25 protein-coding genes, 1 tRNA gene and 1 pseudogene are annotated in these 26,276 nt (G+C 36.0%); 12 read left to right on the top strand and 15 right to left on the bottom strand.

Translation table 11 applies throughout. The features are described from left to right. Positions 1–99: 99 nt before the first annotated feature. The 5 genes from JM83_RS09970 (at position 100) to JM83_RS09990 (ending at position 6,393) form a co-directional block, all read left to right on the top strand. Complete coding sequence (locus tag JM83_RS09970; RefSeq protein WP_144961726.1) at positions 100–1,230, top strand: efflux RND transporter periplasmic adaptor subunit; 1,131 nt, start codon at positions 100–102, stop codon at positions 1,228–1,230. Positions 1,231–1,232: 2 nt separating this feature from the next. Continuing rightward, positions 1,233–4,439, top strand: a complete 3,207-nt coding sequence (locus JM83_RS09975; RefSeq protein ID WP_144961727.1) for an efflux RND transporter permease subunit — start codon at positions 1,233–1,235, stop codon at positions 4,437–4,439. Continuing rightward, positions 4,423–5,751 (top strand): TolC family protein, encoded by a 1,329-nt coding sequence (locus tag JM83_RS09980; protein WP_144963734.1) that lies wholly within the window; start codon positions 4,423–4,425, stop codon positions 5,749–5,751. Before JM83_RS09975 ends, JM83_RS09980 begins: the two co-directional genes overlap by 17 nt. A gap of 25 nt (positions 5,752–5,776) precedes the next feature. Next, entirely contained in the window at positions 5,777–5,959 is a 183-nt protein-coding gene (locus tag JM83_RS09985) for a CPXCG motif-containing cysteine-rich protein (protein WP_144961728.1), read from the top strand. Between the two features lie 80 nt (positions 5,960–6,039). Then, the gene (locus JM83_RS09990) at positions 6,040–6,393 is read left to right on the top strand and encodes an STAS/SEC14 domain-containing protein (RefSeq protein ID WP_144961730.1); all 354 of its coding nucleotides are present in this window, start codon (positions 6,040–6,042) and stop codon (positions 6,391–6,393) included. Positions 6,394–6,652: 259 nt separating this feature from the next. On the opposite strand, the gene JM83_RS09995 is transcribed toward JM83_RS09990, so the two are convergent. Continuing rightward, positions 6,653–8,047 carry an IS4 family transposase gene (locus JM83_RS09995; RefSeq protein WP_144959452.1) on the bottom strand — a complete coding sequence of 465 codons (1,395 nt, stop codon included), beginning with the start codon at positions 8,045–8,047 and terminating at the stop codon, positions 6,653–6,655. Positions 8,048–8,176: 129 nt separating this feature from the next. Here JM83_RS09995 and JM83_RS10000 point away from each other — a divergent pair, with 129 nt between their 5' ends. The 3 genes from JM83_RS10000 to JM83_RS10010 all read left to right on the top strand — a co-directional run bounded on the left by JM83_RS10000 (position 8,177) and on the right by JM83_RS10010 (position 9,855). Further along, a complete protein-coding gene (locus JM83_RS10000; protein WP_144961732.1) occupies positions 8,177–8,530 on the top strand; it encodes an STAS/SEC14 domain-containing protein in 354 nt (117 codons plus the stop codon). A 125-nt stretch (positions 8,531–8,655) separates the two neighbouring features. Continuing rightward, positions 8,656–8,728, top strand: a tRNA-Met gene (locus JM83_RS10005). Between the two features lie 419 nt (positions 8,729–9,147). Continuing rightward, positions 9,148–9,855: a sulfite exporter TauE/SafE family protein gene (locus tag JM83_RS10010; RefSeq protein ID WP_034260944.1), complete on the top strand. Its 708-nt coding sequence runs from the start codon at positions 9,148–9,150 to the stop codon at positions 9,853–9,855. Here the strand turns inward: JM83_RS10010 and JM83_RS10015 are convergent. The 13 genes from JM83_RS10015 to JM83_RS10075 all read right to left on the bottom strand — a co-directional run bounded on the left by JM83_RS10015 (position 9,844) and on the right by JM83_RS10075 (position 21,989). Next, complete coding sequence (locus JM83_RS10015) at positions 9,844–10,938, bottom strand: hypothetical protein (protein WP_144961734.1); 1,095 nt, start codon at positions 10,936–10,938, stop codon at positions 9,844–9,846. The two genes, JM83_RS10010 and JM83_RS10015, sit on opposite strands and share 12 nt — an antisense overlap. 3 nt (positions 10,939–10,941) lie before the next feature. After that, positions 10,942–12,000, bottom strand: coding sequence for a hydrogenase expression/formation protein HypE (hypE, locus tag JM83_RS10020; protein WP_261376428.1), 1,059 nt, complete (start codon positions 11,998–12,000; stop codon positions 10,942–10,944). 21 nt (positions 12,001–12,021) lie between these two features. Beyond that, positions 12,022–13,116 carry a hydrogenase formation protein HypD gene (gene hypD, locus JM83_RS10025; RefSeq protein ID WP_144961736.1) on the bottom strand — a complete coding sequence of 365 codons (1,095 nt, stop codon included), beginning with the start codon at positions 13,114–13,116 and terminating at the stop codon, positions 12,022–12,024. A 2-nt stretch (positions 13,117–13,118) separates the two neighbouring features. After that, positions 13,119–13,394 carry a HypC/HybG/HupF family hydrogenase formation chaperone gene (locus tag JM83_RS10030; RefSeq protein WP_144961738.1) on the bottom strand — a complete coding sequence of 92 codons (276 nt, stop codon included), beginning with the start codon at positions 13,392–13,394 and terminating at the stop codon, positions 13,119–13,121. A gap of 11 nt (positions 13,395–13,405) precedes the next feature. After that, complete coding sequence (gene hypF / locus JM83_RS10035) at positions 13,406–15,667, bottom strand: carbamoyltransferase HypF (RefSeq protein WP_144961739.1); 2,262 nt, start codon at positions 15,665–15,667, stop codon at positions 13,406–13,408. A gap of 3 nt (positions 15,668–15,670) precedes the next feature. Continuing rightward, complete coding sequence (gene hypB, locus JM83_RS10040; protein WP_144961741.1) at positions 15,671–16,372, bottom strand: hydrogenase nickel incorporation protein HypB; 702 nt, start codon at positions 16,370–16,372, stop codon at positions 15,671–15,673. A 28-nt stretch (positions 16,373–16,400) separates the two neighbouring features. After that, positions 16,401–16,748, bottom strand: a complete 348-nt coding sequence (locus JM83_RS10045; RefSeq protein ID WP_144961743.1) for a hydrogenase maturation nickel metallochaperone HypA — start codon at positions 16,746–16,748, stop codon at positions 16,401–16,403. A 2-nt stretch (positions 16,749–16,750) separates the two neighbouring features. Next, positions 16,751–18,238 (bottom strand): hypothetical protein, encoded by a 1,488-nt coding sequence (locus JM83_RS10050; RefSeq protein WP_144961745.1) that lies wholly within the window; start codon positions 18,236–18,238, stop codon positions 16,751–16,753. Then, positions 18,213–18,479 carry a hypothetical protein gene (locus JM83_RS10055; protein WP_144961747.1) on the bottom strand — a complete coding sequence of 89 codons (267 nt, stop codon included), beginning with the start codon at positions 18,477–18,479 and terminating at the stop codon, positions 18,213–18,215. The genes JM83_RS10050 and JM83_RS10055 overlap by 26 nt, the downstream gene beginning before the upstream one ends. Beyond that, positions 18,479–18,799, bottom strand: a complete 321-nt coding sequence (locus JM83_RS10060; protein WP_144961749.1) for a hypothetical protein — start codon at positions 18,797–18,799, stop codon at positions 18,479–18,481. The genes JM83_RS10055 and JM83_RS10060 overlap by 1 nt, the downstream gene beginning before the upstream one ends. Continuing rightward, entirely contained in the window at positions 18,799–19,275 is a 477-nt protein-coding gene (locus JM83_RS10065; RefSeq protein ID WP_144961751.1) for a hydrogenase maturation protease, read from the bottom strand. The genes JM83_RS10060 and JM83_RS10065 overlap by 1 nt, the downstream gene beginning before the upstream one ends. 81 nt (positions 19,276–19,356) lie before the next feature. Next, positions 19,357–20,949 (bottom strand): nickel-dependent hydrogenase large subunit, encoded by a 1,593-nt coding sequence (locus JM83_RS10070; RefSeq protein ID WP_034260964.1) that lies wholly within the window; start codon positions 20,947–20,949, stop codon positions 19,357–19,359. 20 nt (positions 20,950–20,969) lie between these two features. Then, complete coding sequence (locus tag JM83_RS10075; RefSeq protein ID WP_201770363.1) at positions 20,970–21,989, bottom strand: hypothetical protein; 1,020 nt, start codon at positions 21,987–21,989, stop codon at positions 20,970–20,972. A 997-nt stretch (positions 21,990–22,986) separates the two neighbouring features. Here JM83_RS10075 and JM83_RS10080 point away from each other — a divergent pair. The 4 genes and pseudogenes from JM83_RS10080 to JM83_RS19720 form a co-directional block, all read left to right on the top strand. Next, positions 22,987–23,331 carry a single-stranded DNA-binding protein gene (locus JM83_RS10080; protein ID WP_026813265.1) on the top strand — a complete coding sequence of 115 codons (345 nt, stop codon included), beginning with the start codon at positions 22,987–22,989 and terminating at the stop codon, positions 23,329–23,331. A 78-nt stretch (positions 23,332–23,409) separates the two neighbouring features. Continuing rightward, entirely contained in the window at positions 23,410–23,790 is a 381-nt protein-coding gene (locus JM83_RS10085; protein WP_034260967.1) for a DUF6876 family protein, read from the top strand. A gap of 11 nt (positions 23,791–23,801) precedes the next feature. Further along, positions 23,802–23,999, top strand: a complete 198-nt coding sequence (locus JM83_RS10090; protein WP_034260969.1) for a hypothetical protein — start codon at positions 23,802–23,804, stop codon at positions 23,997–23,999. 430 nt (positions 24,000–24,429) lie between these two features. After that, a pseudogene (locus JM83_RS19720) lies at positions 24,430–24,549 on the top strand (BfmA/BtgA family mobilization protein); the annotation flags it as partial. 270 nt (positions 24,550–24,819) lie between these two features. Here JM83_RS19720 and JM83_RS10095 read toward each other — a convergent pair. Continuing rightward, positions 24,820–26,025 carry a site-specific integrase gene (locus JM83_RS10095; RefSeq protein WP_144961753.1) on the bottom strand — a complete coding sequence of 402 codons (1,206 nt, stop codon included), beginning with the start codon at positions 26,023–26,025 and terminating at the stop codon, positions 24,820–24,822. Positions 26,026–26,276 lie beyond the last annotated feature (251 nt).

Here is a 26,276-nt window from a genome sequence, read left to right on the forward strand (position 1 = left end):
GTGGTACTTAATAGGATATGCACTTTTAAGATAATTAAATGTATTATTGATTAAACGCTTTATACTTTTGCAAGTCTAACATGTAATTAAAATTAAGTAATGCGTAAAATTATCCTTTCCATACTAGGAGTGATTCTGGTTATAGCGGCCATTTTTGTTGCAAAGGCAATTATAGAAAGCAATACAAAAGAAAGACCTCCAGCTAAAAAGGTTGTTAAAACGGTTTACGTACAAACGGTCAATAATACTACGGTTCCCATTGTGATCCCGGCAAACGGTACTGTCACTGCTTTACAAAAAAACACTCTTTTTTCTGAAGTAGAAGGAATTTTTAGAAACAGCGCCAAGCCATTTAGGCCGGGGCAAGAATATTCCAAGGGTCAAGTATTAATAAGAATTGATGCAGCAGAATACGCTGCTAATGTACGTGCGGCCAAAAGTGAATTATATAATAAGATAGCGGCCGTAATGCCAGATCTTAGATTGGATTATCCCGATGTCTACCCAAAATGGGAGGCTTATTTAAATAATTTCGATGTTAATAAAAGCTTGCCCCCTCTTCCAGCATCTTCTTCAGAGCAGGAAAATTATTTTATTTCGGGGCGAGGGATCGTTTCTGGGTATTACAATATCAAAAATCAAGAAACCAGATTGAACAAATTCATTATAGTGGCTCCATATAATGGGGTGCTAACAGAAGCACTTGTTACAGAAGGCTCTTTGGTAAGGCCTGGACAAAAATTAGGGGAATTTATAGATCCTTCGGAATATGAATTGGAAGTTGCTGTAAGAAAATCCTTTAGCGACCTATTGGAAGTGGGAGAGCAAGTTGCCCTCAACAATCTTGAAGGAACACAGCAATTTAAGGGTGTGGTGAGCAGGGTAAACAGCAAAATAGATTCCAATTCCCAAACCGTACAGGTCTTTATAAAAATAAAAGATGCAAAGGTAAAAGAGGGAATGTACCTTGAAGCAAATTTGGAAGCCAGAGATGTGGAAAAGGCCTTATCTATCCCAAGAAATCTACTGGTAGACAAAAACAAAGTATATATAGTTGAAAACAACACCTTGCAATTAGCTAAAATTGATGCAGTACATTTTTCATCGGAATCTGTTGTGATAACAGGATTAAAAGATGGCACCCAATTAATCTCTGCACCGGTTCCAGGTGCATTTGTGGGGATGCCGGTGGAAATAAGTGATAATTCCAGTGTAGCTAAAACCAATTAGTTGTGAGAAAAATCATCAGTTATTTTATAAAGTTTGAAGTTGCCGTAAATGTCGTGATCTTTGCTTTTGTGATTTTTGGGGTCATAGGCGTTTTAAATATGAAATCTTCCTTTTTTCCTTTGGTGGATTCAAAAATCATTACCATAAATGTTGCCTATCCAGGTTCTTCCCCAGAAGAGATAGAAGAGGGGATTATCCTTAAGATCGAAGATAATTTAAAAGGTTTGGTAGGGATAGACCGGGTAACCTCCACAGCCCGGGAAAGTGGTGGATCTATAACCGTGGAAATCGAAAAAGGGGAAAATATCGATGCCCTGCTTGCGGAAGTTAAAAATGCAGTAGATAGGGTACCAAATTTTCCTTCGGGAATGGAACCTTTGGTGGTTGCAAAGCAAGAGCAAATAAGGCCCACAATTAGTTTTGCCGTTAGTGGGGAGAATATTCCGCTGGCTACTTTAAAGCAAATAAGTCAGCAAATAGAAAATGACCTCCGAGCGATAGACGGAATTTCCCAAATTAGTATTTCAGGATATCCTGATGAGGAAATTGAAATAGCTGTTAGCCAAGAAGACCTTTTGGCGTATAACCTTACGTTCGAGGAAGTAGCTGCCACTGTGGCAAATGCCAATATTCTTTCTACTGGGGGAACCATAAAAACCAACGCCGAGGATTATTTGATAAGAGCAAATAACCGCTCTTATTATGGCGATGCTTTAAACGACCTAGTGGTACGTGCCAGCACATCCGGGCAAACAGTTCGTTTGGGGGATATCGCAGAGATTAGGGATCGTTTTTCTGAAACTCCCAATGCTACGTATTTTAACGGCAACAATTCCGTAAATATTCAAATAAGCAATACAAACAGCGAAGACCTTGTTTCTACGGCAGAAAAAGTTCATGAATATATTGAGGATTTTAATGAGAAAAACACCAATGTTAGGCTCGATGTAGTAAGCGATTCGTCAATTACCTTGAATCAGCGAACCTTGCTGTTATTGGAAAATGGCTTTATTGGAATCTTGCTGGTACTCTTCTTTTTATCCTTTTTTCTGAATACCAGATTGGCTTTTTGGGTAGCTTTTGGATTGCCGGTTGCCTTTTTGGGCATGTTCATTTTCGCCCAACAATTTGGGGTTACCATAAATGTGCTGTCCCTTTTTGGGATGATCATCGTTATTGGGATTTTGGTGGATGATGGGATTGTGATTTCAGAAAACATTTATCAGCATTACGAAATGGGGAAAACCCCGGTAAAAGCTGCGATAGATGGAACCATGGAAGTGGTGCCGCCAATTATTTCGGCAATTATAACTACCGTCTTGGCATTTGGGACCTTCTTATTCCTGGACAGTAGGATTGGAGAATACTTTGGCGAGGTTTCCACAGTTGTTATCCTAACCTTGACCGTTTCCTTGGTAGAAGCTTTAATTATTCTTCCTGCCCATATTGCACATTCCAAGGCCCTAAAAAGAGATACAGGGAATGGAAGGGAGAATAAAAAGGGAATGGCCAAAGTCTTCAACAAATTAAGAGGCTTCAATAGGACAGGAGATAAAATAATGTCCTACTTACGAGATAAGACCTATAGCCCGATACTTAAATTTGTATTAAAGCAGCAGATATTGAGTTTCTCTATTTTATTGGTGTTTCTTATCCTTACCATAGGCGCCATTGGAGGGGGTTGGATACGGGTTACTTTGTTCCCGAGTATTGCCAGTGATAGGGTTTCCATAGATCTTTTAATGGCCGAGGGCACGAACCCTGCTAAAACAGATTCTATTATAAGTATGGTAGAAGCGGCTGCATGGAGGGTAAATGAGGACTATACTTCTAGGCAATCCGGAAATAAACAAGTGGTGGAAAACATAATAAAACAAGTGGGGCCAGGCAACAATAAGGCTTCCCTACAGGTTAACCTTTTGCCGGGAGAAGAACGCGATTTTGGTTCCCCGGAAATCACAAACTCCATTAGGGAGGAAGTAGGGCCAGTGTTTGGAGTGGAAAGCCTCACATTTGGTTCTGGAGGAAATTTTGGGGGAAGTCCCGTTTCAGTGTCGTTACTTGGAAATAATATTTCTGAATTGGAGGCTGCCAAGGAAGAGCTTAAAGCCACTTTAGAAGATAACTCTTTGCTTAAGGATGTTACAGATAGCGACCCGAAAGGGATCAAGGAAATCGATATAAAATTAAAGAACAATGCATATGCTTTGGGGCTGGATCTTAACAGCGTGATGAGGCAAATTAGAAATGCGTTTTTTGGGGCGCAAGCACAAAGGTTTCAACGAGGACAGGATGAAATTAGGGTGTGGGTTCGGTATGACCTGGAAGCTAGGTCGTCTATTACCCAATTAGATGATTATAGGTTGCTCACTCCTTCTGGAAATCGTGTCCCTTTTAGGGAAATCGCAACTTACGAGATCGTTCGTGGCACCGAATCTATAAGCCATTTAGATGGGAAAAGGGAAATAAGGGTAACAGCAGATATGGAAGATCCAAACGGATCTGCAACAGATATTCTACAGGATATTCAGGATAATATAATGCCGGATATTCTCGCACAATATCCTTCATTATCTGTTTCCTATGAAGGCCAAAATCGCGAAGCTGGCAAGCTTAGTAGTTCTGCCAACAAGGTATTGCCAATTGTATTGTTTTTAATTTATGCAACCATCGCTTTTACTTTTAGAAGTTACAGTCAACCCTTGTTATTGATGCTCATGATCCCTTTTAGCGTAATTGGGGTAGCATGGGGACACTGGATCCATGGGTTTCCAATAAATGTGCTTTCAGCTTTAGGGATTATTGCCCTAATTGGGATCATGGTAAATGATGGATTGGTTTTTATAGGCAAGTTCAATAGCTTTTTGGTGGAAGGGATGAAGTTTGAAAAGGCGCTCTATGAAGCGGGCCGTTCCAGGTTTAGAGCAATATTTTTAACCTCCATTACCACAATTGCGGGATTAGCTCCCTTGATTTTCGAAAAGAGCAGACAAGCACAATTTTTAAAACCTATGGCAATTTCCATAGCTTACGGAATTGGGATTGCAACTGTACTTACATTAGTATTACTGCCCTTATTTCTTTCTATCAGTAATAATATTAAAGTAGGGAGTATATGGTTGGCCACCGGGAAAAAAGTTGAGAATGAAGAAGTTGAAAGGGCTATTAAAGAACAAAAAGAAAAGGAAGTTCATGAAGCACATCACTAAAACGCTATTCATTTTTATAATTTTTTTCTGCGGAATTGGTTTTGCACAAAATAAAGTGTTAACCAAGGATGAAGCGATCATAAAAACCTTGGAAAACAACTATGGTATTAAGCGATCTCGAAATTTAATTGATATAGCCGATAATAATCAAAGCCTTTTGAATTCCGGTTATCTACCAAGTTTATCGGCAAACGCAGGAACAAATTATAATATTGAGAATATTCAAGCACAACTTCGGGGTGGGGAATCTCAAAATTTAACAGGAGCCGAGACCAAGCGATACAACGCCTCCCTTAACTTAAATTATACGCTATTTGACGGCCTAGGTAGGTTATACAACTACAAGCAGTTAAAAGAGCAATATAAGTTAACCGAACTAGAGGCGAGGGAAACCATAGAGAATACGATTCTGCAATTATTAAGTGTTTATTTTGAAGTGGCTCGATTAACAGAGAATGTGAGCGTGTTAAATGAAACTTTGGAAATATCCAAACAGCGAATTACAAGGGCCCAATATCAATTTGATTATGGGCAAACCTCAAGACTGGGAATTTTGAATGCTGAAGTAGATGTGAATAATGATAGCATCGCATTGTTAAATACACAACAGCAGCTGGAAAACACAAAAAGGGATCTGCTTGTGATATTGAATGAACCAGAAAAGGAGCTTCAATCTGTTGCGATAGACACGACAATTAATTTTTTGTCTGAAATTGAATTGGAAGAATTTATAAAAACTTCAAATTTAAATAACGTTAGCCTTTTACAGGCAGAAAGCAATTTGTTGATTTCAGACTATGATATCAAGGTTTCTAAATCTGGATATCTCCCCACCTTAGGACTTACGGGCTCGTATGGCTGGAACAATAGCAATCTTCCATCTACATCTTTTGTGCAAACAAATACTTCTACTGGATATTCTGCGGGACTAAACTTAAACTGGAACTTATTTGATGGGGGAAGTACAATTACCAATATTAAAAATGCTCAAATTAGACTAGAGAATCAACAATATCTAAAAGAGCAGTTGATCTTGGAAGTACAGCGGGATATAGCAAATTCTTGGGGAAACTATCAAAACAAGAAATATATCTATAAAGTCCAGGAGAAGAATGTCCTAACCAATGAAGATAATTTTAATAGGTCTCAAGAGCAATTTAAGCTGGGCCAGATATCTTCCATAGAATTCCGACAGGCACAAATTAATTTATTGAATGCGCAAACCAACAAGAATTTGGCAAAATACGATGCTAAGTTTGCCGAATTACAGGTATTGCAATTAACCGGGCAACTTCTTAATTTAGAGTTTTAGTTATTCTTTATTTAAAATATTTTGAATGTTGGAGCATGAATTTACCTGCCCTTACTGTTGGGAAAGCATCACGATGCTTTTGGATAGCTCTGTGGCTCATCAAACTTATATTGAAGACTGTGAAATTTGTTGCAACCCAATAGGGATAAATGCCATTTTTGAAGATCATATGCTGCAAGCCTTCGATGCTAAAAATATCGAGCAATGATTTTTTAGCTAAAAAATTAATCATATCATAATTTAATTGTTAAATTTATAGTTATTGTAAATTTATTAAACACCCTAATTATGATTTCTACTTTCGAATTTGCCAATCACGTAGTTGGGCTTATAATAGATAAAGATATTGAGGAAGGGAATTTGGAAGCTGTACACGAAACTATTCTGGAGAAAATTGCAGAATTTGGGGAAATCAATATTTTCTGCGAAATCGCACATGGAAAACATATTGCCTTCAAGTGTTTAATGGACGAACTAAAGTTCAAGTTTGAAAATTCCAAAAACATAGATAAATTGGCAATTGTTACAGACCTTTCTTGGCTAAGGGCGGTTATGAACATCAATGATCTTATTGTCCATACCAACATTCATCCTTATGAAATCAAGGATCGCATGGATGCCATCCAGTGGGTTTCTCAATAGGATTTTATTGTATATTAATTTTTTATGTATATTCGTTTTTTGTCCTAATAGTATTTCGTCACCCTGAGACCTGGGATAAAAAAAATATCTAGCGTAGGAAATTGACGTGGTTTTTCAATTCTCTAATGAGATCCTGAAATGAGTTCAGGGTCTATAATACGCAAATAAATGAAAATAAGTCGATGGTAATTTATTTCAGGGTCTCAATATTGGATTGATTAACATTGAAATGAGATTCTGAAACAATTCCGTTGCTATCCTATCGTGTGGACACATCTTTATGAATGGTCCACCCTTCCATGGCAGCCTTAAAATATTTCAATCCTATCCATAGGGTCGTTATGCCCGGATGCCTTTTGCTTTCATAGCCTTTCCATCCGCCAAGTCTTGCTATCGCCCAAACATATCTCTTTAGCCCTTTTTCCTTATACGGGTTTTTTTGTTTCTCTGTCCTACCTTCCAGTCTTATTATCTGGTGCTCTAAAAACGTTTGTTCTTCTTCCGTGAAACAGCTATCGGCGCTCATCTCTCCTTCTGGTACCGCATACGCCAGCCGCATCAAGAACAGTTTGATGATGACCTCCATTATCAACAAGCTCAGTTTTCTTACCGATGACCCATACTCCAGCTCTGACGCCTCGATATTGTAGCCCTCTTTTTTTAATATCTTGAACACCTCTTCTATGGTCCACCTCCACTTATACCATTCCACGCACATTTCTGCCATTTCCAGAGTCTCTATGGGCAGGCTTGTCAACAACCTCCAGCACACCCTGTCCGGCCCGGTACGGTTCGCCTCTTTGGCCTCTACCAGGTATAGTTTTATGCTGGGTGCCACTGCTTTGCTTGCCGCCCTGGTCCTTTTAAGTTCCACCTCTTTATATCTGATTTCAATTTTTGCAATCCTTTTTTTTCTTCTGGTCTTTGCACAGGCATCCACCTGTACCTCATAGGATCCTTGATAGGGTTGGTCCGCCAGGCAGCTAAACAATTTTGACCCATCCGCCAAGGTCCTATCCGTACGGGCCCTTATCAATAGATCTGTTTGTGCATCTGGTATGGTTGCAAACTGTTCGTAGATATCGCCTTCCCTATCTTGTACGATCACCATTCCCGCTACCACGCCCCTTAGCGAGGCCTGTGTGTTTTTGGAAACTTCTATCCACTTATAGGACTCTTTTTCTTCTATGGGCAGCTTGCCGTACTGTCTTTCATGCTTTGATGCGAACTCCAAGGGCCTGTTCCAGATCTTTATATCAGAATAGCCGTAGGGGGTGCCGCTCACGGCATCCAAGACCAAACTTGGGTGGATGAAGAACCCCAGTCCCTGGGAATTCTTCGCATTGGTCGTGCCCACAAAGCCATCTTTATTGATCCTATTACCATGGCTGCTTAGGTTGACCTCCGTGGTATCTTGGATACAGACAACAAATTTGCCCGCACAAGCCATCTGGCAATTATGTACCAAGTTCTCTACTATATCTCCTTCACTGACCCTATCGTTCTGCAAAAAACGGTAAACGGCCTTTGCGTCTGATTCGTTCCTGCTGAGCTGACGGATCGAATGGACGCTCTTGCTGAACAGGTCCGATAAAATCTTGTTGCCCCGATAAACCAACCGTTTATCCCCTAAGCCTGTGAACCCCCTTCTCATTTTTTGAGTAAAATTAATGCTAATCCCTTAAAATATTAAATAATTGTGTCCACACGATAGGTTGCTATCGGAACAGAATGACGTCCTGTTTAAGTTTAGGATATTTTACGGACAAACAAATTTTTTTAAATGATTCCCACCTTTGAATTTTCTAAAAATGTTGTTGGGTTTTTGATAGATTCCGATGTGAATTCAAAATTAATTGAAGAAATCCATGCAGCAATCAATGATCGATTGCAGGAGAATGAAACCATCAATTTATTTATCGAAATTAAGCCAGGAAACAATATTTCCTTTTCGGCACTTATAAAAGATCTTAAATTTAAGACGCAACATGCAAGTCGGTTTAAAAAGATCGCTGTGGTAACAGACATACATTGGTTTCAGAATGCAATGGAAATCAAAGACTTGATAATGAATGCGGAAGTAAAAGGCTTTGAGCATATATACAGGTTAAAAGCGATGAATTGGATTGCCGAATAATTTTTTTAAAAAACCTTTGCGAAAGTTGAAAACCGTTGTATATTTGCCATCCGATAGCGCAGCAGTGAGGATGGTGAAAATGCTGGGAAGTCGAAAAAACTTGACATTTTGAAATTACGATATATCGCGGGATAGAGCAGTAGGTAGCTCGTCGGGCTCATAACCCGAAGGTCACTGGTTCGAGTCCAGTTCCCGCTACTAGTAAATTCAAGGCTTCACAGAAATGTGAGGCCTTTTTTTATGTGCTGGGTACAACATAGGTACAACATTTTACTATTTTTCGTTAAGCCATTTAAAATTCTATTGTTTGATATGTTTTAGAAGTAAATTCTATTAAACAAAGCTGTAACAGCTATATAACAGCTTCTGATGTCTCATAAAACGTTCCTTTTATGAGACTTTAGAAGGTTTTGGTATAGAGCTTGAACAATAGGACTATGTGCCGTTTTATGACATATACAGCCTGTCACCTACTTTTTTTAATTTCTTTAAAACAAATTAGAAATATTACATATCCATTTATAAAAGTAACAAGAAATAGTCAAATTAAATTTATTCCTCATAATATCAAGAATAATATTTTTTTAGTAAATTGTCATCTTTATAAGACTTTTTAAATGACATTAACCATTCCTCTACTTGCCGGAACACTTGCGTCAATGCTTCATGTTATTTCTGGACCCGATCACCTGGCAGCAGTTACCCCTTTAGTCATTGAAACTAAACGAAAAGCATGGAAAATAGGTTTGTTTTGGGGTTTAGGACACTTAGTAGGAATGCTTTTAATTGGTGTTTTGTTCTTATTATTCAAGGAATATATTCCAGTCGAGAGTATTTCAAAATATAGTGAGCAGTTAGTAGCTATTGTCTTGATTGGAGTTGGGTTTTGGGCATTCTATCGTATTTTTAATGAGCAAAAAAAACATCAACATCCTCATGTTCATAATGAAGGCGAAAACTATGTTCATATACATGCGCATGAGCATAGTCATAATGAGGGTCATAAACATGTGCACGATAAAATTGTAAAACAAAATGTTCTTTCCTCTTTTGGAATTGGCTTTTTACATGGATTAGCGGGCGTTGCGCATTTCCTGTTGTTGTTACCCGTATTAGGTTTTGAAAATAATTTAGAAGGATTACAATACATTATCGGCTTTGCAATAGGTACTGTTTTAGCAATGTCTGTATATGCATTGATTTTAGGGAAGTTAACATCGCATTCAAAGCATCAACACAATGATAATTTTTTTAAAGGAATTCGTTTTGCTGGAGGGCTATTTGCAATAGTTATTGGCTTCTATTGGTTGTATCTAACCTTTTAGTTCACAGATTACAAGTCTGTGATTTCCGGTGTCCGCTATGAACAATGTATCACCGGCAGTGGTAATTGAAAATGGCCAATAAATAGCACTTTTAGTACCGTGCATATTCCCATTAAAATCGCTGCTCGTTTTAAAATCTTCTCTGCCTATTACTGCTTTCGCAAAAGGATTATTGGTATTAGGAATTTCATCAAATTTTAAAATTCTACTATTTCCTGTATCGTTTACTAAAATACCATCTCTATAAAAGCAAGCATCGTAGGTCCAATTTAAAGTATTCGCTTCTGGTGCTAAACTAAATTGATTTTGACCACAAGCATCAAAATTATCTTGACCAATAATAACATCAGCAGGTTTTGAAAATGCATCATCTTTATTATTCCATACTAACACACGATAGAATTGGGTATCAGCAACGGCCATTTGACCTTTGTCATTTATTTTAACTGAATATGGCCATATCGGTTCATCATTATTATAATCTCGAGTTGTAAAGGTTGGCTTTCCGATTACTTTGTCAGCAGCTGTATAATTTTCAGAGGGAATATCATTATAAAATAGGATGCGTCGATTGCCAGTATCGGCAATCCAAAGGCTTTTACCATCTGAAAACAATCCATACGGCCAATTGAGCGTATGCGCAGTGGGATCGTTTCCTATACCCTTTACATTAGGCAAATTAGAGTCGAAATCTGGCTGCCCAAGAACTACATCTGCTGGTTGCGCATTTGAAGTAGGAATAGCATGCCATATAAGCACTCTATGATTCCAGGCATCTGCAACTATTAATTGTTCTCCATCACTCCAAAGACCAGAAGGATATTGTAATGAAGTTGCTGTCACTTCACCTCCAGAATTTCGTCCACTATCCACTACCTCTATTTGACCTAAAATAACATCGGGTTCTTTAAATTCTGTTGTAGGAATTGTATTCCAAATGAATACTCTATTTTGTCCCGTATCTGATACAAAGAGTTTGTTTTTTGCAACAAAAACACCTCTAGGTGCTAAGAAAGACCTTTGTTCAGAACCTCTAAACAACCTTCCATTTGTCACTTGATCTCCTAATGTTTTATAATCCATGAGTTAGCAGATTCTAGGTAATTGTTCTCCTGGTAACATGCTTACCACACGTTTACCTCCAATCGCACTTTCCATGATAACCTGTCTCGGATGTTCTTCAGTAGCGGAACCAATTATTTTAGCGTGCTTCCCATTTTCATCTTTTTGAAGCATTTCTAAAAAATCAACAGCAATCGACTCATCTACAAAAGCAATGAAAAGTCCTTCATTTGCTACATAAATAGGGTCTAAACCTAACAATTCGCATGCACTAGATACTTGATTATCAATTGGCAAATCTCTTTGAGTAATATCGAATCCTAAATTAATAGATTGGGCAGTTTCTTTCAGTACAGTTGCTATTCCACCTCGGGTTGGATCAGTAAGTAAATGAATGTGTTCGCCAAAAGTATCGAGTAATGATTTAATAGTATGGTTAAGATGTATCGTATCACTTAAAATTTCAGAGTCAAATTCAAGCCCTTCTCTAACCGACATAATCGCCATACCATGAGATGCAATATTACCACTCACAATAATTTTATCTCCTACTTTTATGTTTTTTGATGAGATTTTAGCCTTCGAATGAATGCTTCCAATACCCGAAGTATTAATGAATATTTTATCTCCTTTTCCCTTTTCAACCACTTTAGTATCACCCGTTACTACTTGAACTCCTGCTTCTTCACAAGCACCTTTTATAGCGACCAATATTTTCCAAAACTCCGTAACTTTTAATCCTTCTTCTATGATAAAACTAAGAGATAAATACTTAGGGATAGCCCCGCACATCGCGAGGTCATTAACAGTTCCATTTACAGCTAATTCTCCAATATTTCCACCAGGAAAGAAAATAGGCGACACTAAAAAACTATCGGTTGAAAATGCCATTTTTCCCTCTAATTCGAAGATAGCACCATCGTGCCGTTCATCAAGAATAGGATTACTTAGTAAATCAAAAACACCACTATCTAATAATTTGTTCGTAAGTACCCCTCCACTACCGTGACCCAAGTTTATAACATCAAAGTCCAATTTAGGCATAGGACATTGCAGTTGCATTCGTATTTTTTTATCTGACATTAAATAATTTCGATTTTAACACTAGGCCTCTACAAGCCCAGAAAAGTGATAGTATGCAGCACAAGCTCCTTCACTACTCACCATTGGTGCACCCAAAGGATTTGTAGGCTTACATTTTTTACCAAACTGAGAACATTCAAAAGGTTTCTTTAATCCTTTCATTATTTGACCTGAAATACAATCTGGGTTTTCTGGTGCTTCAGGAATTTCAATTTTGAATTTCCTATTAGCATCAAAATCTGCATATTCTGGTCTGACTTGATATCCACTCTCAGGGATTTCACCTATACCACGCCATATTTGGTTTTTAATTTCAAACACTTTATGAATCATTTTTTGTGCTTCAGGATTCCCTTCCTCTTTAACAATTCTTGAATATTGATTTTCTACTTGTGCCTTACTCCCTTCAAGTTGCTTCAACACCATTAAAATACCTTGTAAAACATCTAACGGTTCAAAACCAGTCACTACAATTGGGACTTTATAAGTAGCGGAAAGAGGGTGGTATTCGGCATTCCCCATAATAGTACATACATGTCCTGCTGCTAAAAAACCATCTATCTTACTTTCTTCATCATCAATAACGGCTTTAATTGCCGGAGGCACTAAAACATGAGACGCTAGAATAGAATAGTTCTTAAGTTCTTTACGATGCGCATGAATAACTGAAAGTGCATTTGCTGGAGCAGTTGTTTCAAAACCTACCGCAAAAAAAACGATTTCTTTATCAGGATTATCCTCTGCTATTCTCACTGCTTCAAGCGGAGAATATAGAATACGAATATCCGCGCCCTCGGCTTTTGCCTCGAGTAAATTCTTTTTAGAACCAGGTACACGTAACATATCCCCAAAGGAACATAGAATCACATTTTCTTCTAGTGCTAAATGAATGGCTTTATCTATAATATTTAAAGGTGTTACACATACTGGACATCCAGGACCGTGAATCATTGTCACTTCTTTTGGTAGCATATCGATGATACCATTTTTAACAAGACTATGCGTTTGTCCGCCACAAACCTCCATTATGGACCAAGGTTGTGTTACTGTTTTTTTTATTTCTTCAAGATACGCTTTCGCAACTTCTGGATCGCGATATTCAGACATATACTTCATGACTAGTTCTTTTTAGGTAAATATTCGTCTACATCTGTTAACTCCCCAATCTCTCCTAATTCTTCAAGATATTTAAACGTTTTCTGAGCTTCTTCTTCATCAACTTTACTGATGGCAACACCTACATGAACCAAGACATAATCATCTATACCTGCATCTGGTAACATCTCTAAACTGGCTTCTTTTGTAATGCCACCAAAAGACACTGTAGCCATTCTTACCGCTCCACCATATTGCAATTCAATACTTTTTATTTTTCCTGGGATTGCTAAACACATAATTCGCTCTTTTAATTTTTAATATGTTGATAATACATCAATTGTCCAAATGATATATTCTCATCATTCGCAGACAATTTACGATTTATTTTTAAATCAATATTTTCAATAGATGTCATTTTTTCCAATATTGAAATCAGTAATGAATTCTGAAAAACACCACCACTACAAGCAACAACAGTTGCATTATATTTTTGGGAGAGTTTTATAACACTTTTAGCCAAAGTATATATAAAACTATATGCTAACCTTTCTTTGCAAAACCCTTTGCCATAAGCCTTAACAAGCGCTTCTATTATTAGTTTAGAAGGAACAATATCATAATCAACATTGTACAAAAAATCTATATAATAACTCTTTGAATAAGTCATAGCACTATTTTCGAGTAACATTGGAGCTTCTGCTTCAAACGTATTGATATCTTTAATATCTAATGCTGAAGTTACCGCATCAAACAATCTACCAACTGAAGATGTTTTCAAACTATTGGTTCGAAGCAATTTAGTATATAGATCGAATTCTATTTCAGAAAACTTATCCTTAATATAACACCTATTTTTTTCTTCAAGGAGGCTCAATAAAGCAATCCGAGGTTCTTGTGCCATTTTATCATTAGCCAACCAATCGTAGTATTCAAAATGGCTAACACGCTCTATTTTATGATTTTCATAGGTAAAAAACTCTCCACCCCAAATAGCATTGTCATCTCCATAACCCGTACCATCCCAAACCACACCGAGTACTCTTTCTTCAGAATCAAATAACTCATACTCGCCTAGCACACTAGCAAAGTGTGCCTTATGATGCTGAATCTCTACCAATTCAGCATTCCATTTTCTTGCTAATTTGTTACCAATGATACTACTTTGATACGTTGGATGTGCATCAATTAACACCGTTTTTGGCATACAATTAAATACATTCAGCTGCTGATTTATAGTTTTCTCATACCGTTCAGAAACATCATAACTATTTAAATTCCCGAAATATTGACTCACATATATATGAGCATTAGGAACTAAAGAAAAAGTGCTTTTTAAATGTGCTCCCATTGCCAGAATACCTGAAGTATTTTGGATATAATCAGTTAAATAATTTGGAGCATAACCACGCGAACGTCTTAAAATAATTTCTTTTCCTTCAACAATTTTTACGACCGAATCATCTTGTGGAAATTGAATGGGTAAGTTATGATGTACAAAATAGTCAGCTATTTCTCTTAATTCACTTTGAGCAACTTCATTTTCTGAAATTATTGGAGAGCCATGTATATTCCCACTGGTGCATACTATTGGACTCTTTACAACATCCATCAATAATTCCAAAAGAGAAGATGAAGGCAATAAAACACCTGTTTGATTTAAACTTGGTGCAATTATTTTTGTTGCAATACGTGTTTCCTTTGTGTTTTCTAGAATGACGATTGGAGCAACCGTACTTGTTAGCAACTCTTCTTCCTGTCCTGTTAATTGAAAATCCTTTTGAACACTTTCAATAGTATCGTATAAAACTGCAAATGCTTTATTTGGTCGTTTCTTTTTTTGTCTTAGTTGTTCTATAACTTCGGGATTAGTGGCGTCACAACACAACACATATCCATTTGTATTTTTTATCGCAATAATTCTTCCTTCAGCAATAAGCTCAGCAGTTTTTTGTAGAATCTTTTGTTTATCAATAGTAACCTTACTATCATCAGCTTCAACTAACTCTAATCGAATACCACAATCATTACAGCCATTAGTTTGCGAATGAAACCTCCGATTGCTTGGATCTTTATATTCTGTTTCGCAAGTAGTGCACATTTCAAAATTACTCAGTGATGTGTGCACTCTTTCAAAAGGAAATCGGGTTGTTATCGCATATCTAGGGCCGCAGTTTACACAGGTGGTAAAAGGATAACCGTAACGTCTATTTTCAACATCTTTTATTTCCTTTTTACATTCATTACAAATAGCAAAATCCGGTGTAAGTGGTATGTTTATTTTTTGATTTGTTGCTGAAGCGACAATACTAAAATCTTTAAAAGTTTGAGTTGATACTTCTTCAAATTTATGATTACTAATAATTGAAACTGGTGGAGGGTTTTTTAATACTGTTTCCAAAAATATAATCGCCTTTTCTGTTGAAGTAGTCATTTTAACAATAACACCTTCTGCATCATTAGACACGCATCCATTAATATTCAATTGTTGTGCAAGTTTAAATACAAAAGGACGAAAACCTACTCCTTGAACACGTCCTTTTATTTGTATTTTAAATGTCTTTGCACTCAATGATTATGCTTCTTTTTTAGCATTCACTTTTTCTACTAACCAATCGCACCAAGCATCCATTCCTTCACCATTAGTAGACGAAATTTGTATCACTTCAAGTTCGTGATTTACCTCGTGTGCATCTTTTGTTACGGCTTCTACCGAAAAAGGAACATAAGGCAACAAGTCTGATTTTGAAACGAGCATCATATCACTGGTTAAAAACATTCTTGGATATTTTTTTGGTTTATCATCACCTTCGGTTGTTGCCATAAGGGTTACTCGAAAATCCTCACCTAAATCAAAAGATGCAGGACAAACAAGGTTCCCTACATTTTCTATGAATAATAAATCTATATCTTCTAGCTGATACTCAGGCAATACCTGATGAATCATCTGTGCTTCCAAATGACAAATTCCTCCAGTAACAATTTGTAATGCTTGAATGCCTGTTTCACGTATGCGTTCTGCATCACGCTCTGTCTCTAGGTCTCCTACCATTACCGCCATTTTCAACTTATCTTTCAATCGTCGAGCAGTTTCTTGCATTAATGTTGTTTTACCACTTCCTGCGGAAGAAGTAATATTTATCAAAAGCGTCTTGGTTTTTGCCATTTCTTTTTTGATAATATCTGCAACAAAATCATTGGCTTTCAATAAATTAATATTGGTGTTTTCACACTGTACCGTACCGCGAGCGGCTTTTGTGGATTTATCTATACTCATATTTTCTAATTTTAAATTCTGTTGATTTTTAATCAGCAAATTCTACTTTATGAATTAACATTTCTTCACCTTGAATAATATTTTTACTAGGCTTTTGGCAACTATCACATAGAAAGCGATACTTTTTTACATCTGTAATATGATCACAACTTTCACATTGAATTTTCAATTCTACCATCTCTATATGAAATTTTACATTCTGATATTTTGGATTCATCATGTGAGAAGCTTCATATGCATTATATAAAAGACGTGGTTCTATATTAGAGAGTATTCCTACTTTCACATAGATACCCGTCATCGTATTGAGTTTCTCTGCATCAAACTCTTGTTCTAGAGTTCTCATAATACCATTTATTATCGAAGTTTCGTGCATTGTTAGTTTAAAATTGTCTTTAAATTCTTAAGTTGATTTAAATGTTGATTTGCGCGTTCTTTTAAATCTTCATCGTCTATAATTTCAGTAATAGAAGTTGCTTTTTCTACCATTTGATTATACTTTTTCTTTTCGGCTTTCTCATTCTCATTATGCATTAACCAGTATAATTCCAATTGATTTAAAAGTGTTAATGCTCTTTCAAAAGGATATTCATTTATAGTACGCACCGTAAGTGCATCTTCAAACAAACCAAATGCTTTATCTAAATTGTTATGTAATTTTGCTTCAGGGAAATTCATGAGTGCCGTTGCATAATTATGACTTGCCATCGCATATTCATATGGATATTGCTCTTTTGTAAAAAAACCTAAAACTTCCTTAAAAGAAGATGCACAAAAGGCTGTCCAAATAGGTTTTTCTTCCGATGATACGGGGATTTCAGAATAAATAAGAGCTAAGCTATGATGGATTTCTGCAAATTTCTGAGGATGCGTATCACGTTTGAAAACTTTTAAAGTGTCTTGAAAGGCGTTAATCGCTGGCTTGTAATACTGCGGGCTTCCGTTTTTAGACCATATATATAGAAGCGTTGCTTTACGTAATCCAGCTTCACCCAGAAATTCAGGAATATCTGCTTCTTTAAAATATAAAATAGCTTTATTTATGTAGTTCTTAGAATCTATAAAATCTTCCTGAAAATTGGCGATTTCCGAAGCATCAACTAGGATTAACCCTGCATTCACTTTTAATTCTCTTTCTTCATAAAAAGTAATACTAGATTGCTGTAATTCTTGAATTTCTGCTAAACTATCTAGGTTATATGGTACTTTTAATTGCGCCATCAGCACGGACGCCAGCTGAGTGTTAATAGCATTTTTCGATTCTGAAGATATGGCTCTTGGTATAGCTAATCTTAAGACTTTTTCAGCTTCAGCATACGCATTCGTATCTAATAAAAAATTTACAAAATGTTTAATAGTGAATAATCGTAGTTCATCATTAGGAGCATTTGCAATGGCTTCCGCATATAAAGTCTTAAGTGCAATAACGTCACGTCGTAATTTAATTGTGCCATATTGCTCAATGATACACCGGTTGTGTAAAGAACCCAATTCCACAAAAGCACACATATCTTCAGTAATATCGTACCCAAACTGTAGATGTGTCGCAATTAATAAATGATTATAAACCGGATTTTCTTCTGAAATAAATTCAAACGCTTTTTGGTGATTTCCTAATTTATAAAAGATGATTCCCAAAAGATTCTCTTTAGAAAACGATAGTTCAGGAAATAGATACGGAGGTTCAGTGTCATTCCAATCTAAAGAAGCGCTAATCAAATTATCAGAAATGACCAGTATTTTATTTGAACTTTGTGCTAAATTTTCATTCGTAACAATTTCTACAAGTTCATTCAATCTATCGATAGAGTGAATAATACTTTTTATAATCGTTTCGTTATTAGTTTTTGTTAAAATTGTAAGCACTTTTATCTACTTTTTGTGTTCCTCTTATATCTTTTGCAGCTGTCTTTTGCATATTAAGTGCATAAATTTCAGCCAATCTTTTTGATCTATAATCTCCTATTTTTCGTATCAAGACTTGATTTGGATCTTTAATGTTTACAAATACCAATGAAACTTCCCAACGCCCTTTAATTTCTTCAATCTTAGTTCGCACTTCTGCATCTAATAACCAAGCGTCTTTAGGGTCTTTTCTTTTAGGCATCAAATTGTTATTTTAATGAGATTCGTTCTTTCTACAATTTCATACTGGAGTATTCTATCTGTTGTGTCTAAATCATTATCTATCAATATCTCCCGTATCGCTAATGTTCTATCGCCTTTTAAGTTTCTAGATTTTAATAAAAACTGTGTAGGCTCATGAACCTTTACAAACCATTGACTACTAACAGGAGTAATTAAAAGTTGTTTTTGTTTTACTACATAAGTAACATATGCATAATGTATGCTTTCAAATACCCGTTCTACGAGCGCCGCGGTTAAATAAACGTGCGAAGATTTGAGTATAACATTATCTTCTTCCATTATGCCTTTACAAATTTTAAATCTTCCAAAATATGCTGTACTACTTTATCTCCAGCTTGCTTTACCTCCTCACTAAGTACTGTGTCTAATTTAGTGTTTTCTACGGCAATTAAATAGACTTGTATATCTTTTGGATATTCATCACCAAGTATTTTTTTAGAATACGATAGTGCTTGATCCCATTTCATACCATGTAAAAATACCATAGGGTCATCTTGTGGCGCTCTTAACACTTCTTCTGCAGGCACTTTAAATAAAGTACCAATAGGTTCATTGGAATTTACTACTGCATCTACCATCAAAATTTTAGTATGCCCTTTAAGACCAAAAAGTACTTCAAAGGCGGCCGTACCCATATCAAAGATATTTATCGTATCATTATCTCCGATAATTTTTTGCAACTCTTCAATCACGTACATTCCTATACCATCATCACTTCTAACTGGGTTTCCGAAACCCATTATTGCTGTCTTCATTCTTATTCTTTATATTAAACTAAAAAACTTTCCCGAAGACACCCTCGGGAAAGCTTATATAAATAATTGATTTATATCTATTTATAATTTGAATCGAGATAGTTCAACTCCAGATTTTTGATCGTGCGCATGCACAGTACAAACCAAACAGGAATCAAATGATCTTGCAACAATACCAACTTCTACAGGATCACTAGGATCTTCGATATCGATACCTGTAAGTGCACTTTCAATTGGTCCTGGGTTTCCTTGACCATCATTAGGCCCAACGTTCCATGTAGTTGGAGCCATTACTTGATAGTTTTTAATAACACCATCTTTAATTTCTATCCAGTGAGCTAATGCACCACGAGCTGCTTCTGTTGCTCCGAATCCTTTTCCGTCCTTTTCAACTGGCTTGATATAGAATTCTCCATCGAGGTCAATTTCTGAAAGCCATTGCTCTATAAACTTATATATTCTTGGAGCTTCATGAACTCTCGCTAAAACACGTGTAAATACACTAGGTCCTAGTTTTTTCATGATATCTCCAAATAAAGGATCTCTAATTTGATGTTCCTTATTATTAGGGTTTGCATTCATTATAACACGGGCCAAAGGGCCTGTTTCTGCAGCATGTCCATCATACCTTGGTGACTTTGACCAACTATATTGTCCATCAAAATCTGTATGGTGTAATGGTTGTGATTTAGCAGGAGTGGGTAATGGTTCTTCCCAAGGGTGTAATCCATCTTCTTGATTATCATACCAAGAATGTGAAACATCTTCTTTTACTTTAAGATGATCAAACTCATGATAATTTTCTCCATCGAAAAATCCACTAGAACTAATCAAGGCATCATTTCTACCTTCAATAGTTGGATTATTATATCGGTCTTTATGTAAGTATGTTCCTGTTGCCAAAAATTTACCTACTCCTTGACCAAATTTATCTAAGCCAAATTCGATTCCTGCTCTAATAAGCAATCCTAAATCACTATTTTTATGAGACTCATTTTCATCAACCCATGCTAACATATCGTCCCATGATTTGATTTCCATATAGCGCTCGATCGAACAACCTAACCATACTGGCTCTAGCCAATCATTTTTAAATTGTGCCAAAATAGCATGTGCTCGTGTAATATCTTTTAAGGTCGGCGCACACATAACTCCACCTGGAACCATATAGCTCGAGTGTGGCCACTGCCCACCAAATAAAGCATAGATTTGAACAGGCAATCCACTTGCCGTTAACCCTATTTGAAATGTTTCGCCGACATAAGCCGACCATCTTTTAACCACTTCTTTATACAAAGGCTGATTAGCATATTTCTTATTCGCCAAATCTGTTGCGAAAATGGCATAAAACCAACGTGGAATACTCTGTAATGTTTCAGAGGCTTGTCCAATAGCTCTCAATAATAGGGCATTTGGAGATAATTTTGTTCCCCAAGCGGTATCTAAAGCAGATGATGCACAATACAAATGTGACCCTCCACATATTCCGCAAATACGCGGTGTTACTATAAGACCAGATTGTGGATCTTTACCTTCCATTATTTTCTCAAAACCTCTAAACATTGCTGCCTGGGTATGAGCACGAGTTACTTTTCCGTTATCGATATAAACTTTAACATCTAAATCTCCTTCAACACGTCCTACGGGTGATATATTTAATTCTTTTACTGACATTTTGTAGTTAGTTTAATTACTTATTTAGAAGTTTCAGTTACACGTTTATTTGTAGGCATAACCTTCTGGAAACCTGCTTCCATATAATACGCCAATTTTGTTCTTCCTGTTGGAACTTCTTTAGGAAAAACTCCTAAATGCTTCATCGTTTTGAACACACTTCCTTTCATTAAATCATTATGTGGAAATCCTGGTTCTGTGCATCCTAAGCAAGGATGATTAGAACGTGTTTTACTCGACTGACGATTCCAAAGTATATTATTACAACTTGCTCTAGTCATTGGTCCACGACATCCTACTTCGTAGAATAGACATCCACCACGTTTTCCAAAGTTTCCATCGACCTTCTGAGCGAAATTAGTCACGTTAGTACATCCGTCTTGAACGAAATCTGTAAAAAATGTTTTTGGTCTGTGAAATTCATCTATTAAAACATCACCTATTCTTCCAACAGATATTGCTACGAGTATTTGAGTTATCCAATCAGGATGCGCTGGGCATCCAGGGATATTTATAACAGGTAAGCCTCCTTTTGAAACGTAGTCGTGACCTAAGAAGCCTCCTTTATTTTTCTTATGAAATTGTAAACCAGTTGATTCACTAGGGTTTGGCGCTACAGCGGGAATTCCTCCCCAAGTTGCACAATCTCCAATTGCAACTACATAGCCTGCAACCTTTGATAATTCTTTAATCCAATCCATCATTGGTCTATCGGCAAAATAATTCATTGTCCCAGTATTATTAGGACCTTTTATTAAGGAACCTTCATATACCAGAATATCCATTTGAACTTTTCCTGCTAAGATATCTTTTAAAAGATCTTGTACTTGATCTCCAATTTGTAATCCTGTAGTTGGATGCCAAAGAATATTAAGCCCGAAATCTGTAATAAGTTCTACCACAGTTGGTTCTTCAGCGTTCAAAAAGGACATTGTGTTTCCACTACATGCACCTCCTTGTAACCATAAAACGTTTGCCATAAAATGTTGGGTTTTGATTAGATTAAGATTCGAAAATAACAAAAATATTTCTATTTTCAAAATTCGAATAATCAATTTGATAAATTAATTGCCAATATTTTATAAAAAAAAATATATAACGGTAATAATTTCAAAAAACTAAATTTTTGGCAATTTATTAGAGAAGTTAGAATAGCTCCAAAAGCCCTAAAAATTAAATATCAGGTATTTTACACATAAATCGGTAAACTCTGAATAGTTCTATAAAATGGTCGTTTTATGCGACTATAGTAAACGAAAATAGGAGGTAAAGAAACTAAAGTCTCATTTTCCGTCTTTTTTAGTAGTATTGTTAATTGACCTTTTATGAGACAAAGTATAGTGGTTCTTAACTCTTTAATCAGCACATTCCCCAGCATTTCGCGAAAAGCTACATTCCGGAAAAAGAGCTTCACTACATAAGTCTTGGACACAATCCCCAATTTCAGCTTTCCATTCCGTTAACCCTTCCCGCTACGCTGGAACGGGACACTTCATTCCTGAGCCAAAATCGTGAATCAAGTCCGCTTTTCATTGGAAAGTCATCACTTCGATTTTCTTAACAGTATTTTCGGCGCGGTCTTCTTGAGCCCTTACTCGAAAATCCTTAAAAACCGAACCGCTGCCTTACACATTTTAAGGGGTTTATAATGGATAGAGCCTTCAATGTTTTTCGGGTCGTCGAAAAACAGGCACGACATAACCAATTCTAAATTAAACACAGCTGCTTATATCGCTTAACTGCCGGTACGCTCAAACTCAACTGCGTTTAAAAGAATTGCTAATGCCCTTATGGAACTTGTCAAGACTATACAAGTTTTAGTGAAAAATAAGGTTTCTACTTCCTTGAAATTCCAAGGAATTTACTACGTCGCAAACACACCTGATTTTATCCCAAAAAGTCTGGACAAAACCCACTCTATCCATTGTGCGGTGCACAGAAGAAAAGAACAAACACCCCTTAAAATTTAATTCAGTTTAAATCAAATAGGGGAAATATAAACCAGTCTGTAACAAAGCAGGCACAAATCTTTTTATTATGAGTACTATTAAAAATCACGTACAGTTAATTGGAAACGTTGGACAAGAGCCAACCATTACGAACCTTGAAAGCGGAAAGAAAGTAGCCCGTTTTTCATTAGCAACAAATGAGTATTACAAGGACAAAGAAGGCAACAAGCAAACGGACACGAATTGGCATACCGTAGTAGCTTGGGGCAAAACTGCCGAAATTGTAGAGAAGTATGTTGTTAAAGGCAAAGAAGTTGGAATATCGGGAAAGCTTAAAACCCGAAGTTATACAAATGATGATAACGAACAACGCTATGTTACGGAAGTTGTAGCCGATGAAATTCTATTACTTGGAAGCAAAGACGACAAGTAAATCTTAAAATGAAAGAGGGCGTAACAGTCGAAAGATGCGCCCTCTTTTTCATTATTCACACTTTAAATAAAATGTACAATGAAAGCACAAGTTAACGAAATTAAGGAAGGATTGCAACATTTTCACGGAACGGAAATGTTCTATCAAATCCCATTATTAAGAACACGTTTTACAGACGGACTAAAATATCTTGCCAATATAGCAGATTGTTTTTGGTTAATCACGGACACTTCCGTAATTGCAAAAAGTCTGATGAGCCGAAGTGAATTTATTACCATTGACTTCAAAAGATTGCCCGAAGAAAAACAAGATTATTCTGGTTATGAAGCTGAAATAATTTACAGCGATGGCAATGATAATATTCTAGAAAAACACGGCTATCGGGTTACCGATTTTCCACTTGATGAACTGCGGTTGTTTTTTGTAAATGGCACGCTGATGTTGCCAAGCGAATACTAAATTTTGAAGCTATGATGTATATTAAATTTCAAGATTTGAGTATGGAAAAACAAGAGGAACTTTTTCAGGTTTCTAGAGAACACGTCATATATCTTTTTGGAGAATCTATTCAGAAATATGTTGACGAAACTGGAGCAGATTATGATAAATTGATAGACGAAGAAATGATTAAAAATCTATACACTTACAACTTCGTTTTTAATATCTAATTTCCTAAAGTTAGTTTTTAAGCACCTCTAAAGTTTAGGGGTGTTTTTGTATGCAATTTATATCAAGTCAATAAAAAAACGTATCTTTATATCGCTGGAAATACAGCACACAAATTAAAGTAAGGTTATCCACTTTTCGACTTTCGCCGATAACCGTACACATCGAAATATAACATATCGGAAAATTATTTTCCTAAAATGGCAATCGGTTTTTTAACCAGATTGGATGGATTTTTGTCACGCTTGCGCGTGACGAAAAGGAATAGCAAGAGGGTAACACGCTACGCGATGTTTCGGATTCCTTTTCGTTTTCAAATAGCTGATTACCAGCGATTTGAATATATTTTAATTTCCTGACAATCAACGATTTGCGACAAACGGGCTTGAAACGCCCATTTTTAGGGAAGATTTTGCGACAAATCGGCGAAATATGGACACTTTTATAGGAATTAGATTCAAAAAGGAAACAGCAAAACGTTTTCAAGAATTTTCAAGAACACACTTTAAATCGCATACAGAAGCGATGGCACCGATGCTCGATTTTTTCTTCAATTTCTAATAATTGCTTTTCTAGATTTTGAGCGAGTAAATGTAACTTCATGCCATACCTAATTACAGAGTTAGCAACTGTTAATAGTACGGTCGATATTAGATAAGGTAATTACAAAGAATTATGTTGTTGACGTTCTATAGACAGTTTTTTACTGGAAAACTGCAGAAATTATGCCTTTTTAAATTTTTTTCTAATTCTAATTTCTTTAGGTGATAAAAACTGGTTTAGAATACTAGAGCGATATTTCTCTTTATTATAATTTACTTTTTAAAAATTAATTACACTGTCCAAAGCATCATCAGCATCTTTGTGAATGAAATTTGCTTGATAGCGAATGGTAGTTGTTACAGAAGAATGACGATATAATTTTTGCAGCATCTGAATAGGGATTTTATCCCCAGATATATTCCCGAAACTATGTCTTGCGATGTGCATACTGATATTCTTTTTAATTCCCAATTGCTTAGCAGCAATCTTTAATCTTCTGTTTACATTTCGAGTGATTGATTGTGTTCTTTTTGAAATTTCCTCAGTATTATTAAGGTCTGTATCCCTCAATTGAGGAAACACTAGTCCATTGCTTTCTGATTCATCCTTATAGTTATTGAATATTTCAGTTGCCTTCTCAGGAACTTTAAGTGAAACCAGTTTACTATTTTTATTCATTCTATAAAGCAGTCTGCCATCATTAAAATCCGTCCACTTTAATTGAAGGACATCACCAACCCGAATACCAGCAAAATAAAAACTGATTAGCCAAATATGAATTGCTTTTTGCTGAGCTTCTGTAATATCTTGAGCATTTTCTAACTTTTGTATTTCATCTGAAGTAAAGCCTATTTTTTGAGATTCAGGAATTCTAATTGTCATTTTGCCTTTACCAAAAGGATATAGCCCTCTGTCCGTAATAGATTCTGCAATAGCAAGATTATAAATTGTTCTGATTAAAATAAGGTAGTTTACAACCGTTCTAGGGGAAAGCTTTTTGCTATATATTAAATAGGTTTCAAATTTCTTTAGTAAGACAACATTTAACTTGTTAAAAGGAAGCACGTCCTTATTTAAAAATTCCTTAAACTTTTTTAAACGGCCAAACTCAGTATCATATTGATGATGTTTATTTCTATTTTTAAGATTATTAAGGTGCATATTTGCAACAACAAAGAAATCAAAGCCCTTGTTTTCTACTATCTTGTTTCTAATTTCTGCAACTGATTCGTACTCTGGTTTCATCTCAGATTTTAAAACCTTATCATTAGCTTCTGCAACTTTACTGACAATAAAATTATTGAGCACCTTTGAGTTTGGATGGGACTTCCGAACGTTACGATTTTTTTCGTCCCAAAATTTTTCATCAATATATTGCCCCGTATTTAGGAAAGAACTTTTACGGTCTTTAGTTATCCGTATAGCAATAGGGAACCGTCCAGCTTTATTCTTCTTTTTTCTCAAAACTACTCTTACCGTTGCCATATTAAAACTATTAGATTATAAAGATAATCATTTTAGGTACAACATAGGTACAACATTTGTTGGTTTTGTTTGATATTATATGTTGACAAATTATATTAAATAGTATATAAATAGCTGATTTAGAGTGTTTTTAGGTTAAATTGATAGCATAGTATCAAAAACTCATAACCCGAAGGTCACTGGTTCGAGTCCAGTTCCCGCTACTAGCAAAGACAAGGCTTCACAGAAATGTGGAGCCTTTCTTGTTTTTA

Origin of the sequence: Gillisia sp. Hel_I_86, assembly GCF_007827275.1 — a bacterium.
Classification (GTDB): domain Bacteria; phylum Bacteroidota; class Bacteroidia; order Flavobacteriales; family Flavobacteriaceae; genus Gillisia.